This is a genomic window from Pseudomonas chaetocerotis, from assembly GCF_015712105.2.
In the GTDB taxonomy this organism is placed as follows: Bacteria; Pseudomonadota; Gammaproteobacteria; order Pseudomonadales; family Pseudomonadaceae; genus Aquipseudomonas; species Aquipseudomonas chaetocerotis.
The window spans coordinates 264,162-277,813 of record NZ_JACFYX020000001.1; the positions used below are offsets into that span (position 1 = coordinate 264,162).

Consider the following 13,652-nt stretch of genomic DNA (forward strand, 5'->3'; position numbering starts at 1 on the left):
GTGGCCTTTTCGTTTCTAGCAGCCTCAGCTACCGGCGACCATCATCTTCTCGATCAGCACCGAGCCGGTGCAGATATTGCCGCGCCGTTCCAGATCACACCCGACCGCGACGATCTGGCGGAACATGTCACGCAGGTTGCCGGCAATGGTCACCTCCTGCACCGGGAACTGGATTTCACCGTTCTCCACCCAGAAGCCCGCTGCGCCACGGGAATAGTCGCCGGTAACCAGGTTCAAGCCCTGCCCCATCAGTTCGGTGACCAGCAGGCCACGGCCCATGCGGCGAATCAGCGCCTGCTGATCCTCATCGCCATGGCTGACGAACAGGTTGTGCACGCCACCGGAGTTGGCGGTGCTCGGCAAACCCAGCTTGCGCCCGGAATAGGTGCCGAGCACGTAGGACACCAGTTCGCCCTTCTCCACGAACGGCTTGGCGTAGGTGGCCAGACCATCACCGTCGAAGGTGGCACTGCCGAGTGCGCGCGGCAGGTGCGGACGCTCGTCGAGGCTCAGCCATTCGGGGAACAGCCGCTGGCCGAGCGCACCTTCGAGGAACGAGGACTGGCGATACAGGTTGCCACCCGAAATCGCCGCCAGCAAATGGCTGAACAACCCACCGGCCAGCTCGGCGGCGAACAGCACCGGCACTTCGCAGGTCGGCACCGGGCGCGCACCAAGACGGCTGACCGCACGCTCGGCGGCGCGCTGGCCGATACCCTTGGCATCGGCCAGCAGTTCACCCTGACGATTGACGTCGTACCAGTAGTCGCGCTGCATCTGCCCTTCACCCTCGGCGATCATCACGCAGCTCAGGCTATGGCGGGTGCTGGCATAACCGCCGACAAAACCGTGGCTATTGCCATACACGCGACACCCCTGGTGGGTATTGAGGCTGGTGCCATCGGCGTTCCTGATCCGCGTGTCAGCCGCGAAGGCCGCAGCTTCACAGGCCAGCGCCTGCTCCACCGCCTGCTCCGGGGTAATCGACCAGGGGTGGTAGAGATCCAGCTCAGGCAACTCACGGGCCATCAGCGCAGCATCGGCCAGGCCGGCGCACTCGTCCTCGCTGGTATGTTTGGCAATCGCCAGGGCTGCCGCCACGGTCTCGCGAATGGCCTCGCTACCGGTGGCCGAGGTGCTGGCCGAGCCCTTGCGCTGACCAACGTACAACGTAATGCCAAAACCCTGGTCGCGATTGAACTCGACGGTTTCCACCTCGCCCTGACGCACCGTGGTGGACAGCCCCTGACCAGCCGAGACCGCGACCTCGCAGGCACTAGCGCCCTGGCGCCTGGCCTCGGCGAGAATGGCCTCCACCTGCTCTTGCAGTGCTGGCAAGGCCTGCGGCCCGATGCGTTCTACTTCACTCATAACCACTCCCGATTCTCTTGGCGCAGGCACTTTCTGTACGAAATCCTGGGCCTGCTCTCGACTGCCCGCTGCGGGCCGGCAGTCACGGTTACTGCTATCATGGCGGCGTTTCCCTCTGGACCCACCCCATGTCTGATTCCTACGACGACTTCTCCCTGGAGAAGAGTAAATCCCAGGTCAAACGCGAACTGCATGCCCTGCAGGAGCTTGGCGAGCGACTGACCACGCTCAAGGCGGATTTGCTGGCCAAGATGCCACTGACCGATGCCCTACGCCGCGCGCTCGCCGAAGCGCCAAAACATACCGCCAATGCCGCGCGCAAACGCCACATCCAGTTCATCGGCAAGCTGATGCGCGAACAGGATGTCGACGCGATCGTCGCCATGCTCGACCAGGTGGACAGCTCCACCCGCGAGTACAACGAACGCTTCCACGCTCTCGAGCGCTGGCGTGACCGCCTGATCGCCGAAGGCGACAGCGCGCTGGAGAGCTTCGTCGAGCTCTATCCCGACGCTGACGTCCAGCACTTGCGCGGCCTGGTTCGTCATGCTCAGCACGAAGCCGCGCGCAACAAGCCGCCGGCTGCGGCGCGCAAGGTGTTCAAGTACATCCGCGAGCTCGACGAAATCCACCGCGGATTGCGCTGACCCTAGGGTGCGCCATGCGCACCGACTCTTCGCCAGCCGCTGGTGCGCACGGCGCACCCGACTATTGTCGGCTCTACGCACCAGTGCCGCCGACGGTGATCGCGTCGATCTTCAGCGTCGGCTGACCGACGCCGACCGGCACCGACTGGCCATCCTTGCCGCACGTACCGACGCCACTGTCCAGCGCCAGATCGTTGCCGACCATGGACACGCGACTCATGGCTTCCGGGCCATTGCCAATCAGGGTGGCACCTTTGACCGGCGCCGTGATCTTGCCGTCCTCGATCAGGTAGGCCTCACTGGTGGAGAACACGAACTTGCCGCTGGTGATATCCACCTGGCCGCCGCCAAGGTTGGCGCAGTAGATGCCCTTCTTCACCGAACGGATGATTTCCTCCGGATCGCTCTCGCCAGCCAGCATGTAGGTGTTGGTCATGCGCGGCATCGGCAGGTGTGCATAGGACTCGCGGCGCCCGTTGCCGGTGGCGGCCATGCCCATCAGGCGGGCATTGAGTTTGTCCTGCATGTAACCCTTGAGCACACCGTTCTCGATCAACGTGGTGCATTGGGTCGGCGTGCCTTCGTCGTCGACGCTGAGCGAACCACGCCGCCCGGCCAGGGTGCCGTCGTCGACGATGGTGCACAGGCTGGACGCGACCTTCTGCCCGACCTGGCCGCTATAGGCTGAACTGCCTTTGCGGTTGAAGTCTCCTTCCAGGCCGTGGCCGACCGCTTCGTGCAGCAGCACGCCGGACCAGCCGGCGCCCATCACTACCGGCATGCTGCCGGCGGGTGCTGCGATGGCTTCAAGGTTGACCAGCGCCTGGCGCAGCGCCTCGCGGGCATAGCCCATGGCGCGGTCTTCATCGAGAAAATAGCGATAGTCGGTACGTCCGCCACCGCCATGGCCACCGCGCTCGCGGCGCCCGTTCTGTTCGACGATGACGCTGACATTGAAGCGCACCAGCGGGCGGATATCGGCGCTGAGGCTGCCGTCGTGGGCCGCCACAAGAATGCGGTCCCAAACCCCGGCCAGGCTCACGGTAACCTGCTTGATGCGCGGATCCAGCGCGCGCGTGGCACGGTCGATACGCTGCAGCAATTCAACCTTCTCGGCGCGGCCCATGACGTCCAGTGGGTTGCCTTCGGCATACAACTGGGTCACCTGCGGACTGACGAAGGCCTGCACACGGCCCTGCTGGCCAGCGCGCGAGATCGAACGTGCGGCCCGGGCAGCTTGCGTCAGGGCATCGAGGCTGATGGCGTTGCTGTAAGCGAAACCGGTTTTCTCGCCAGACTGGGCGCGCACACCGACACCCTGATCGAGGTTGAAGCTGCCTTCCTTGACGATGCCGTCCTCCAGCACCCAGGTTTCCGAAACCTGGCTTTGAAAGTACAGATCGGCGGCATCGATTCCCGGCCCAGCGACTTCGCCCAGCACGCTGCCGAGGCTATCGAGCGTCAGGTTACCGGGGGCAAGCAGATGCTCGCTGACGGATTGCAACATCGTATTCATGGTCACTCCACAACAATCGGACGGGGTACGTCCGATGAAAAGAATCGGCGGTGCTGCTGCACCGGCATGCGTTGGCGAATGTTCGCCTGCTCGGCGGCATCGCGGGGAGCCAGCAAGGCCCCTTCACCCTGATCCTGCTCGGCCAGCACCTGACCCCATGGATCGATGATCGCCGAGTGGCCGAACGTCAGACGCTGACCGGGGTGCTCACCGCCCTGCCCGGCCGCCAGTACATAGCATTGAGTTTCGATGGCACGGGCGCGGGTCAAGACCTGCCAATGCGCGGCACCGGTCACCGCAGTGAACGCTGCCGGCACGCTGATCAGCTCGGCGCCAGCTTCGCGCAGCGCACCGAACAGCTCAGGGAAGCGCAGGTCGTAACACACCGTCAGCCCCAGGCGCCCTACGGGGGTATCGGCCACCACGACGCGCTGGCCATGGGCGAAATCGTCGGACTCGCGATAACGACCACGGTTGTCGGCGACATCGACATCGAACAGGTGCAGCTTGTCGTAACGGGCCACACGCTCACCCTGATCATCGATCAGCAGTGAGCAGGCGTGCGGTTTGCCGTCGGCATCATCGTCCGAAGGCAGCGGCAAAGTGCCAGCCACTATCCATAAACTGAGGTCACGAGCAGCGCGTTTCAACCAGGGCAGGATCGGCCCCTCGCCCAATGCTTCGGCGCGACCGATGGCAGCCAGGTCGCGACGGCCCATGGCAGCGAAGTTTTCGGGCAGCACGGCGAGGCGCGCACCGCCCTGCGCGGCACGCTCCAGCATACGGCGAGCCAGACGCAGGTTGGTTTGCACGTCGTCCTGGCTAACCATCTGGATTACAGCGAGATTCATGGCGACACTCTTTGCGGCTTGGTGTAACAGCGTACGCCAAGAGACCACGTCATTGCGGTTTTTCGAAGGGCTTGTCGAAGCTGATCTGCGGGTCCTGCATCGGGCCCTTGACGTCGTACTGCACACTGGCGAAGCGGGCGACCTTGTCGCCGAGCAATTTGTCCACGACAAACAGCGCCCCGCCAATCGCCGGGGCGCCGACGATCAGCGCCGCCAGCGGCAGGTTGTTGGTCACCGGTAGGGTCACTAACAACTTGGCGTCTATGCGCTCGTTGTTCATGTCGAGATTGCCATTGAGTTCCAGATTGCTCGAAGGTCCGCTCAGGGTGATCGGTTCATGCGTCACGAACAGGCCATTGGTCGCCTGCAGGTTGCCCTTGACCCGGTCGTAACTCAGCCCCTTGCCCAGCAGGTCGGAGAAGTCCAGACGCAGGCGGCGACCAATGGAGTTGAAGTTGAGCAGGCCGAACACGCGCAGCGCCTGGGCCGAGCCCTGCACTTCGACGAACTGACCTTTGCGCAGCGAGGCGTCGAGATTGCCGGAGAAGCGTTTGAGCGAGAACCAGGCCGGTGAACCGGGCCAGCTGCCGTCGGCGTCCACACGAAAACTCTGACTGGTGACGCTCGGGGCGAAGTTCCAGGCCAGCAACACCTTGCTCAGGTCTTCGCCCTGCAGGCGCCCCTTGTACCAACTGCTGGTGTTGCCCGGCGTACCACGCCAACCGGCGCTGCCCCCAATCTTCAGCCCCTGCAGGTCGAGGTCGAGCTCCTCGAAGCGCACACCCTGTGCTTCGGGCCTGACCTTGAGCGACCAGGCGCCCAGCACCTTGTCACCGCGCTGCACGCGCTCAATGGCGATATCAAGCGCCGGAATCTGCCGAGGGTCGATATCGGCCAGAGGATCGGGCGCATCGCTGACTTTCGTCGCCTCAGGATCTGGCGCCGGCAACCGCAAGTGCTGCAGATCGATACGAATAGGCACACCCTCGGCATCGGCCAGCAGCACACGCCCGGCTGCCAACTCGCTGTCGAGTTGCAAGGCCCAGTCCCGGCCCTCTCGTGCCAGACCAAGCGTCAGCTGCTTGATCTCTTGACCAAAACCACGGAACCGTCCGATATCCAGTCGCGCGCTGCGAAACAGGCGCTGGCTGTCAGCATCCACCTTCACCGGATGTTGGCTGCCGAGCTGTTTCCAGGCATCCAGGTCCAGCTCATCCAGACGCCCACGCACTCGCAGCCCCTGGGCGGGCGGCAACCCCGCAGCACCGCCACCGAGCACCACCTCACCGCGTCCGTCAGCCAGCGCCCCCGGGGGCGCAGCCAGACTCAGGCTGGCCAGCTCGCCATAGTTCGCCCAGTAACGACGCTCGCGCCCGGAAAGGGTCATGCGCCAGTCGGCATCACGCTCCTGCTGCGCCGTCTTGCCGAAGGGCGCAGGCAGATTGATCGCCACACCGCGCAGATTGGAATCGACGCGCAGCTTGCTGTCATCGCCATCCAGGGTCAGGCGCAGCCGATAAGGCAGCAGTCCAGTGGCCGGCAACTTCTGCGGCCCGCCCAGCCACTGACTGAGGGTATCGACCTGGACCTGTCCACGCAGATCGAACACCGTACGCGCCTGCCCACGCGCGCCCTCGGCGCGGATAGTGCCGCGCACCTGACGCCCGAGGACCTCGCCGCGAACGTCCGGCGCGCTCAACCCGGCTGCGCTATCGAAGCGAAACGCACCCTGTACATTGCTCAGTTGCAAGGCGGGATTGGCCAGCTTGAGGCTCGCACCCTCGGTGGCGAAGTCCACCACCACACCGGGCGGCTGCCCCTTCTGCAACGGAATATCCAGCTTCAGACGCCCGGCCAGAGGCCCTTCACCTTGCCAACCGGCAAAGATCCCCGCAGTGCCCAGAGGCGCTTCCTGCAGCAGTTTGATGGCGTCACTCAGGCTGCTCTGCACCTCGCCATCGAGCTCCAGGCGCGGTGGCTTGCCATCATGCCGCAAGGGGATATTGGCTGTGACGTCATTGACCTGACTCTCCAGCAAACGCCCGCTCTGCAGGCGCACGCGCACTGCATCATCCTCGATCAGCACCTCGCCCACACCCTCACGCAGCGACGGCCAGCCGGGCTGGAACGCCAGCTCGGCATCCTTGACCTTGAAGAATAGGCTGAGGCTGCGCGCGCCCAATGGTGCGCCCTTGTTAAGCGAACCCTGATACTGGAAGTAACCCTCTTCGACGTGCCCCGCGCGGATCGCCGTCTTCAACCAATGATCGAGCTCAGCGCTCATGCCCGGCGCGCGGCTCGGCAGGTACTTCTCGGTGTAGGCCGCATCGCCGTCGCGCATGCCGACACGCAGGTCCATGTAGTCTTCAGCCTCGGGATCGCGCAACAGGCGGATCAGCATGTCACCGGCGACCTGCCCTTCCTCGCCATCCACGCGCATATAGGGGCTATACAGGGTCAGGCCGGTTTCACTCCAGTCCCAGCTCAACCGCGCCTGGGCATGGCGATATCGCCAGGGTTCGGGGAACAGTTGATCCAGATGCAGGGCGAAATTCTCGCTGTTCAGGCGCAGTTCGCCCCGGAACATATTGCCCGAGGCACTGCCACTGACGTTCTCGGCCGCCGGCGCACCGCGATAGGCCTGAATGCCCACGTTGTCCAGGTTCGCGGCGAACTGCAGGCGCTCAGCACCTTCACGCTGCGGGTAATAGTCGAGCAACAAGTTGTTGACCGCCCCCACCGGAGCCAGCGCGACCAGCACATCGCGCGCTGCATCGGGCAGCGGCACCAGCGCGTGAACCAACGGAGACCAGGCAGCGAGATCAAGCCGATCAGCCGTCAGCGCCCAGCGCTCGTCGGCTTCGCCCGTATCCTGCTGCTTCAGGTTCAGGTGCAGCTCGCCGATGCGCTGCTCACCATGGGTCAAGGCCAGGGAGTCGATCTGCGCCCGCACGCCCTGCTTGTCTTGCGTGAAGAAGGCGTTGAAGGCCAGGTCCTTGAGAGTCACGGCCTTGTGTTTGGCCTGGCCGCCGGCCAGCTCGGGTGCATGCAGACGCAAGGCGCCCTTGTCCAGGGCCAGACCATGGCCCTCCAACCAAAGCTCACCGCCGGCCTGCAAGCGCTGCACCTGCCAGTCGCCAAGCAGCGATTTGGGCAGCCAGGTGGCCCAGTCGCTCTGCGGCAGGCTCAGATAGAGCTCGGACTGTGCCTCGCGCCAGGTCTTGGGCTGCATGCGCGTCCGCAGCCGCAGCGCCACAGGCTGGCCATCGGGCAGCAGCAGGCGGCCGTCAAGGCGCTGACTGTTGCTGCCGTAACGCAGGCTCAGGTTGACGTAGCTGAGCAGCAGCGGCTCCTGATCGAGCGGCTGCAGCACCACGCGACTGTCGAGCAGACTGATGCGGTGCACGATCTGCAACTGTTGCAGTAGCTGTTCGACATTCAGCTCGGGGCCGCTGCGCTGTGGCAACCCTTGCAACTGCCAGCCACCCTCAGCGTTCTGCTGCACGTTCAATTGCAGGCCGTCGAATTGCAGGTGGGCGATGCGCGGCTGGCGTACCAGCAGGCTAGCGCCCACATCCGGCACCAATTGCACACGCTCCAGGCTCAGGCCTTGCTCTTCGTCACCCAGGTGCACGTCATGCGCCACCAGCACCGGGGCAAAACCCTGCCAACGACCTTCGAGGCGACCAATTCGTACCGGTACTCCCAGCTGCGCCGTGGCACGATCTTCCAGTTCGAGCCGGTATTCGGCCACCAGCGGCACCAGCTCACGGCCCAGGCTGACGTACAGCGCAGCCAGCACCAGAATGGCGGCGCAAAGACCCAGCCCCCAGCGCAGCAGCGCCGAAAACAGGCGCGCCAGGGCGTTCACCTCGACAGCTGGCGTGCTCAGAGCAGCACCACGTCGTACTGTTCCTGGGAATACATGGTTTCCACCTGGAACTTGATGGTACGTCCGATGAAGGCTTCCAGATCGGCGACGTTGCCCGACTCTTCATCGAGCAGGCGATCGACCACCTTCTGATTGGCCAGCACCCGATAGCTTTCCGCCTGGTAGGCGCGGGCTTCGCGCAGAATCTCGCGGAAGATCTCGTAGCAGATGGTCTCCGGCGTCTTCAGCTTGCCGCGCCCCTGACAGGCAGTGCAGGGCTCGCAGAGAATCTGTTCGAGACTTTCGCGGGTACGCTTGCGGGTCATCTGCACCAGGCCGAGCTCGGTGATGCCGATGATGTTGGTCTTGGCATGATCACGCTCGAGTTGCTTCTCCAGGGTGCGCAGCACCTGGCGCTGATGCTCCTCGTCTTCCATGTCGATGAAGTCGATGATGATGATGCCGCCCAGGTTGCGCAGACGCAGCTGACGGGCAATGGCCGTGGCCGCCTCGAGGTTGGTCTTGAAGATGGTTTCTTCGAGGGTGCGATGGCCGACGAAGGCGCCGGTGTTGACGTCGATGGTGCTCATTGCCTCGGCGGGGTCGACCACCAGGTAGCCGCCGGACTTCAGCGGCACCTTGCGCTCCAGTGCGCGCTGGATTTCATCCTCGACACCGTAGAGGTCGAAGATCGGCCGTTCGCCAGGATAGTGCTCGAGACGATCGGCAATCTCCGGCATCAATTCGGCAACGAACTGGGTGATTTTCTGGAAGGTTTCCCGCGAATCCACGCGAATCTTCTCGGTGCGTGGGCTGACCAGGTCTCGCAGGGTACGTAGCGCCAGGGACAGATCCTCGTAGATCACCGTGGGTGCCTTGCAGTTCTGGATCTGCGCACCGATCTGGTCCCAGAGACGGCGCAGGTAGCGGATGTCGATCAGAATTTCATCAGCCCCGGCCCCTTCGGCAGCGGTTCGCAGGATGAAACCACCGGCTTCCTCGATGCCCTCGGCGGCGACGCAATCGGCGACCACCTGCTTGAGGCGCTCGCGCTCTGCTTCGTCTTCGATCTTCAGGGAAATACCGACATGACTGGTGCGTGGCATGTACACCAGATAACGCGAAGGGATCGACAACTGAGTGGTCAGACGCGCCCCCTTGCTGCCGATGGGATCCTTGGTGACCTGCACCACCAGGCTCTGCCCTTCGTGCACCAGAGCGCTGATCGGCTCTACCGCAGTTCCCTCGCGGGTGGAAATCTCGGAAGCATGAATGAAGGCCGCACGCTCCAGGCCGATATCGACGAAAGCCGCCTGCATGCCAGGTAGTACGCGCACCACCTTGCCCTTGTAGATGTTGCCGACGATGCCGCGCTTCTGCGTGCGCTCGACGTGCACTTCCTGCAGCACGCCGTTTTCCACCACCGCCACGCGCGACTCCATCGGCGTGATATTGATCAGAATCTCTTCGCTCATGCATCCATCCTGGTGATCATGCCGGCCGGGCTACTGCACCGCCCCGCGGACTCTAGCTTTCGGGCACGCCAAAAAACTACCTATGCTGCCACCGCCAGGGTTCTTAGCGCGGCCCTTTCGCCGGCAACTGCCAGCAGGCGATGCCGAACTCGCCAAGCAACTCGGCAGTTTCGCACAGCGGCAGACCGACCACTGCCGAATAGCTGCCCTGCAATTGGCTGACGAACACGGCTGCCAACCCCTGGATACCATAACTGCCCGCCTTGTCGCAGGGTTCGCCGCTGGCCCAGTACGCTTCGATTTCCGCCTCGCCTATAGGACGAAAGCTCACTTCGCTGCTGACCACTCGCGCCGCCTCGCGGCCATCACCGACCAACGCCACAGCCGTCAGCACCTGATGACTGCGCCCCGACAGGGCCTGAAGCATCGCGCGTGACTCGGCGAAGTCCGCCGGTTTGCCGAGAATACGTCCATCGAGCACCACAGCGGTATCGGCGCCCAACACCACGGCGTCGTCACGCCCGCCCAAGGCGAGCAGACCGGCGCGCGCTTTTTCACGCGCCAGGCGTTCTACATAGGCTGCCGCCGGTTCGGCTGGCAATGGATTTTCATCTATCGAGGCGATTTGCGTGACGCAAGGCACAGCGATCTGAGCCAGCAATTCACGGCGACGGGGCGAGGCGGAGGCCAGAAACAGCTCGGCCATGCGGGTATCTCCCTTGGCGAACCGCAGCCAGCCGCACGACAGGCTGCGTTCAGTTGACGTTGAGGCGTAGGTGCAGACCACGCAGGATGGCGCAGATCCAGGGCCACAGCAGGGCACTGACCAGTGCCGGCAAGACGAAGGCCAGGGTTGGAGGGCGGCTACCCGTCAGGGCATTGAGCCACAGCTGAACCAGCTGGGCGAGGCCGAACACCACCATCAGCACCATGCTCTGCTGCCACATGGGGAACATGCGCAGGCGCTGATGCAGGCTCAGCACCAGGAAGGTGATCAGTGTAAGGATCAAGGCGTTCTGCCCGAGCAGGGTACCGAACAGCACGTCCTGCGCCAGGCCAAGAATCCAGGCAGTGGTCATGCCGACGCGATGCGGCAGGGCCAGCACCCAGTAGGTGAGGATCAATGCGACCCAAAGCGGGCGGCCGATCTGCATGAACTCGGGGAGCGGCGAAACGCTGAGCAACAACCCGAGCGCCAGGCTCAGCCAGATCACCCAGCCATTACGGGGCAGTACGCCAGCCATCAGTCTGTCTCCTGTGCTGGGGCGTCTTCGGCCGATGCATCACTCTGCGCCGGCACCTGCTCGCCATTGCGTGCCTGCTCGGCTTCGCGGTCAGCGGCTTCCTGGGCCTCGGCGGAATCGTTGGCACGCTGCTCGGGAGTGCGCCGGTCGGAGAAGACCAGCAGCAGGTAACGGCTGCGATTGAGTGCGGCAGTGGGTACGGCGCGGACGATGGCGAAGGGCTGGCCAGAGTCGTGAATCACTTCCTTGACCGTGGCCACCGGGTAACCGGCTGGGAAGCGCTGGCCCATGCCGGAACTGACCAGCAGATCACCCTCCTTGACATCAGCGGTGTCGGCAACGTGGCGCAACTCCAAGCGCTCCGGGTTGCCAGTGCCAACGGCGATGGCACGCAGACCGTTACGATTGACCTGCACCGGGATGCTGTGAGTGTTGTCGGTAAGCAACAGCACGCGCGAGGTGTAGGGCATGATCTCGACCACCTGGCCCATCAGGCCTCGCGCATCGAGCACCGGCTGACCGAGGAACACGCCATCCTTCTCGCCCTTGTCGATGAGAATGCGGTGGGTATAGGGGTTGGGATCGACGCCGATCAGCTCGCCGACCAGCACCTCCTCGTCCACCAGCGCGGCGGAGTTGAGCAGTTCGCGCAGACGCACGTTCTGTTCGGTCAGCGCTGCCAGCTTTTGCAGGCGACGCTGCAGCAGCAGAGCCTCGGCCTTGAGCTTCTCGTTCTCGGCCATCAGCTCGCTGCGCGAGGAAATCTGCTGAGTCGCACCATCCCAGACACGCACAGGCACATCGGCCAGCCAATAGAAAGGAGTGAGCACCAGTCCCATCTGACTGCGCATCGGCTTGAGGGTCTCGAAGCGGGCATCGACCACCATCAGCACCGCCGACAACACGGCAAATACCAACAGACGAATGCCCAGCGAGGGACCTTTGGCGAAGAGCGGCTTAATGACCTGCTCCTCGTGCGCCACATGGGCGGAAAGCGCGCGAATTCATGCGAAAGGCAAACCGGTCAGGCGAAGGTTGGGCCGAGTGTACTGCAATGCTCGAATATGCGCGTGCCGCCCGAAGGCGGCACGGCAAGCACGCGGAGTGAACCTTACTCGGTGGAGAGCAGATCCATGGCGTGGCGGTCCATCATTTCCAGGGCCTTGCCGCCGCCACGAGCGACGCAGGTCAGCGGGTCTTCGGCAACGATTACCGGCAGACCGGTTTCCTGGCTCAGCAGCTTGTCCAGATCACGCAGCAGTGCACCACCACCGGTCAGCACCAGGCCACGCTCGGCGATGTCCGAGGCCAGTTCGGGCGGCGACTGCTCCAGCGCGCTCTTGACCGCCTGGACGATGGTCGCCAGAGATTCCTGCAGCGCTTCGAGCACTTCGTTGGAGTTCAGGGTGAAGCTGCGCGGTACGCCCTCGGCCAGGTTACGGCCGCGTACGTCGACTTCACGAATCTCGCCGCCCGGATAGGCGGTGCCGATTTCCTGCTTGATACGTTCAGCGGTGCCTTCACCGATCAGCGAACCGTAGTTGCGGCGCACGTAGGTGATGATGGCTTCGTCGAAGCGGTCGCCGCCGACACGGACGGATTCGGCGTAAACCACACCATTCAGGGAAATCAGGGCGATCTCGGTGGTACCGCCGCCGATATCGACGACCATCGAACCGCGCGCCTCTTCGACCGGCAGGCCGGCACCGATGGCAGCGGCCATCGGCTCTTCGATCAGGAACACTTCGCGGGCACCGGCGCCGAGGGCCGATTCACGAATGGCGCGGCGCTCGACCTGGGTCGATTTGCACGGCACACAGATCAGCACGCGCGGCGACGGCTGCAGGAAGCTGTTCTCATGAACCTTGTTGATGAAGTACTGCAGCATCTTCTCGCAGACGCTGAAGTCGGCGATCACGCCGTCTTTCATCGGGCGAATCGCGGAGATGTTGCCAGGCGTACGGCCGAGCATGCGCTTGGCCTCGGTGCCGACGGCCACGACGCTCTTCTGGTTGCCGTGGGTACGGATGGCGACCACGGACGGCTCATTCAGGACGATACCGCGCTCGCGCACATAAATAAGGGTATTGGCAGTGCCCAGGTCGATCGACAGATCGCTGGAAAACATGCCACGCAGTTTCTTGAACATTAGGAAGGGACCCTAGGCAACGCGTGGGTGAAGGCCAGGCGCGGAAAACGCGCAGGTAAAAAGTGCGGCAAACTCTAACAACGGCAGGGATTTTGAGCAAGGCGGCAATATGGTAGATTGCCTGTTTTTCCGGGCCTTGTAGCTGCACATCGCGGCCTTTGACCGCTGGCTCGCGACATACGTTCCCTGCAGCCGCTCAGCGATGCCCCTCTGTCATACTTCCACTGGAGAACCCCCGATGGCGCTTGAACGCTCCGAGGTGGAAAAAATCGCCCACCTGGCCCGCCTGGGTCTGAATGAAGGCGATATTCCGCAAACTACCGAGACCCTGAACAGCATTCTCGGCCTGATCGACCAGATGCAGGCCGTCGACACCCAGGGCATCGAACCCCTGGCCCACCCGCTGGAAGCTACCCAGCGCCTGCGTGCCGACGTGGTCACCGAGAGCAACCAGCGCGCCGCCTACCAGGCCATCGCCCCGGCTGTGGAAAGCGGCCTGTACCTCGTGCCGAAAGTCATCGAATAAAG

11 protein-coding genes are annotated in these 13,652 nt (G+C 63.7%); 2 read left to right on the forward strand and 9 right to left on the reverse strand.

From position 1 onward, the window contains the following. Positions 1-24: 24 nt before the first annotated feature. Positions 25-1,371: a metalloprotease PmbA gene (pmbA, locus tag H3221_RS01310; protein WP_196473744.1), complete on the reverse strand. Its 1,347-nt coding sequence runs from the start codon at positions 1,369-1,371 to the stop codon at positions 25-27. A 128-nt stretch (positions 1,372-1,499) separates the two neighbouring features. On the opposite strand from pmbA, the gene yjgA reads away from it, so the two are divergent. Continuing rightward, positions 1,500-2,018, forward strand: a complete 519-nt coding sequence (gene yjgA / locus H3221_RS01315) for a ribosome biogenesis factor YjgA (protein ID WP_224490449.1) — start codon at positions 1,500-1,502, stop codon at positions 2,016-2,018. Positions 2,019-2,091: 73 nt separating this feature from the next. Here the strand turns inward: yjgA and tldD are convergent, their stop codons facing one another. The 8 genes from tldD to mreB all read right to left on the reverse strand — a co-directional run bounded on the left by tldD (position 2,092) and on the right by mreB (position 13,124). Then, a complete protein-coding gene (gene tldD / locus H3221_RS01320; protein ID WP_196473745.1) occupies positions 2,092-3,534 on the reverse strand; it encodes a metalloprotease TldD in 1,443 nt (480 codons plus the stop codon). A 2-nt stretch (positions 3,535-3,536) separates the two neighbouring features. Next, positions 3,537-4,385: a carbon-nitrogen hydrolase family protein gene (locus H3221_RS01325; RefSeq protein WP_196473746.1), complete on the reverse strand. Its 849-nt coding sequence runs from the start codon at positions 4,383-4,385 to the stop codon at positions 3,537-3,539. Positions 4,386-4,434: 49 nt separating this feature from the next. Beyond that, entirely contained in the window at positions 4,435-8,256 is a 3,822-nt protein-coding gene (locus tag H3221_RS01330) for a YhdP family protein (protein WP_196473747.1), read from the reverse strand. A gap of 17 nt (positions 8,257-8,273) precedes the next feature. Beyond that, positions 8,274-9,731, reverse strand: a complete 1,458-nt coding sequence (gene rng, locus H3221_RS01335; protein WP_055983995.1) for a ribonuclease G — start codon at positions 9,729-9,731, stop codon at positions 8,274-8,276. A gap of 103 nt (positions 9,732-9,834) precedes the next feature. Beyond that, a complete protein-coding gene (locus H3221_RS01340) occupies positions 9,835-10,437 on the reverse strand; it encodes a Maf family protein (protein WP_196473748.1) in 603 nt (200 codons plus the stop codon). 49 nt (positions 10,438-10,486) lie between these two features. Beyond that, positions 10,487-10,975: a rod shape-determining protein MreD gene (mreD, locus tag H3221_RS01345; protein ID WP_178094715.1), complete on the reverse strand. Its 489-nt coding sequence runs from the start codon at positions 10,973-10,975 to the stop codon at positions 10,487-10,489. Continuing rightward, complete coding sequence (gene mreC / locus H3221_RS01350) at positions 10,975-11,901, reverse strand: rod shape-determining protein MreC (RefSeq protein ID WP_397427947.1); 927 nt, start codon at positions 11,899-11,901, stop codon at positions 10,975-10,977. Before mreC ends, mreD begins: the two co-directional genes overlap by 1 nt. 185 nt (positions 11,902-12,086) lie before the next feature. Then, a complete protein-coding gene (mreB, locus tag H3221_RS01355; RefSeq protein ID WP_013714086.1) occupies positions 12,087-13,124 on the reverse strand; it encodes a rod shape-determining protein MreB in 1,038 nt (345 codons plus the stop codon). Positions 13,125-13,362: 238 nt separating this feature from the next. On the opposite strand from mreB, the gene gatC reads away from it, so the two are divergent. After that, positions 13,363-13,650: an Asp-tRNA(Asn)/Glu-tRNA(Gln) amidotransferase subunit GatC gene (gatC, locus tag H3221_RS01360; protein ID WP_196473749.1), complete on the forward strand. Its 288-nt coding sequence runs from the start codon at positions 13,363-13,365 to the stop codon at positions 13,648-13,650. The last annotated feature ends 2 nt before the right edge of the window (positions 13,651-13,652 follow it).

Excerpts from the sequence above, each read along its gene's own strand:
- pmbA (WP_196473744.1), bottom strand. The coding sequence starts at position 1,371 with ATGAGTGAAGTAGAACGCATCGGGCCGCAGGCCTTGCCAGCACTGCAA.
- yjgA (WP_224490449.1), top strand. The coding sequence starts at position 1,500 with ATGTCTGATTCCTACGACGACTTCTCCCTGGAGAAGAGTAAATCCCAG.
- tldD (WP_196473745.1), bottom strand. The coding sequence starts at position 3,534 with ATGAATACGATGTTGCAATCCGTCAGCGAGCATCTGCTTGCCCCCGGT.
- H3221_RS01325 (WP_196473746.1), bottom strand. The coding sequence starts at position 4,385 with ATGAATCTCGCTGTAATCCAGATGGTTAGCCAGGACGACGTGCAAACC.
- rng (WP_055983995.1), bottom strand. The coding sequence starts at position 9,731 with ATGAGCGAAGAGATTCTGATCAATATCACGCCGATGGAGTCGCGCGTG.
- H3221_RS01340 (WP_196473748.1), bottom strand. The coding sequence starts at position 10,437 with ATGGCCGAGCTGTTTCTGGCCTCCGCCTCGCCCCGTCGCCGTGAATTG.
- mreD (WP_178094715.1), bottom strand. The coding sequence starts at position 10,975 with ATGGCTGGCGTACTGCCCCGTAATGGCTGGGTGATCTGGCTGAGCCTG.
- mreB (WP_013714086.1), bottom strand. The coding sequence starts at position 13,124 with ATGTTCAAGAAACTGCGTGGCATGTTTTCCAGCGATCTGTCGATCGAC.
- gatC (WP_196473749.1), top strand. The coding sequence starts at position 13,363 with ATGGCGCTTGAACGCTCCGAGGTGGAAAAAATCGCCCACCTGGCCCGC.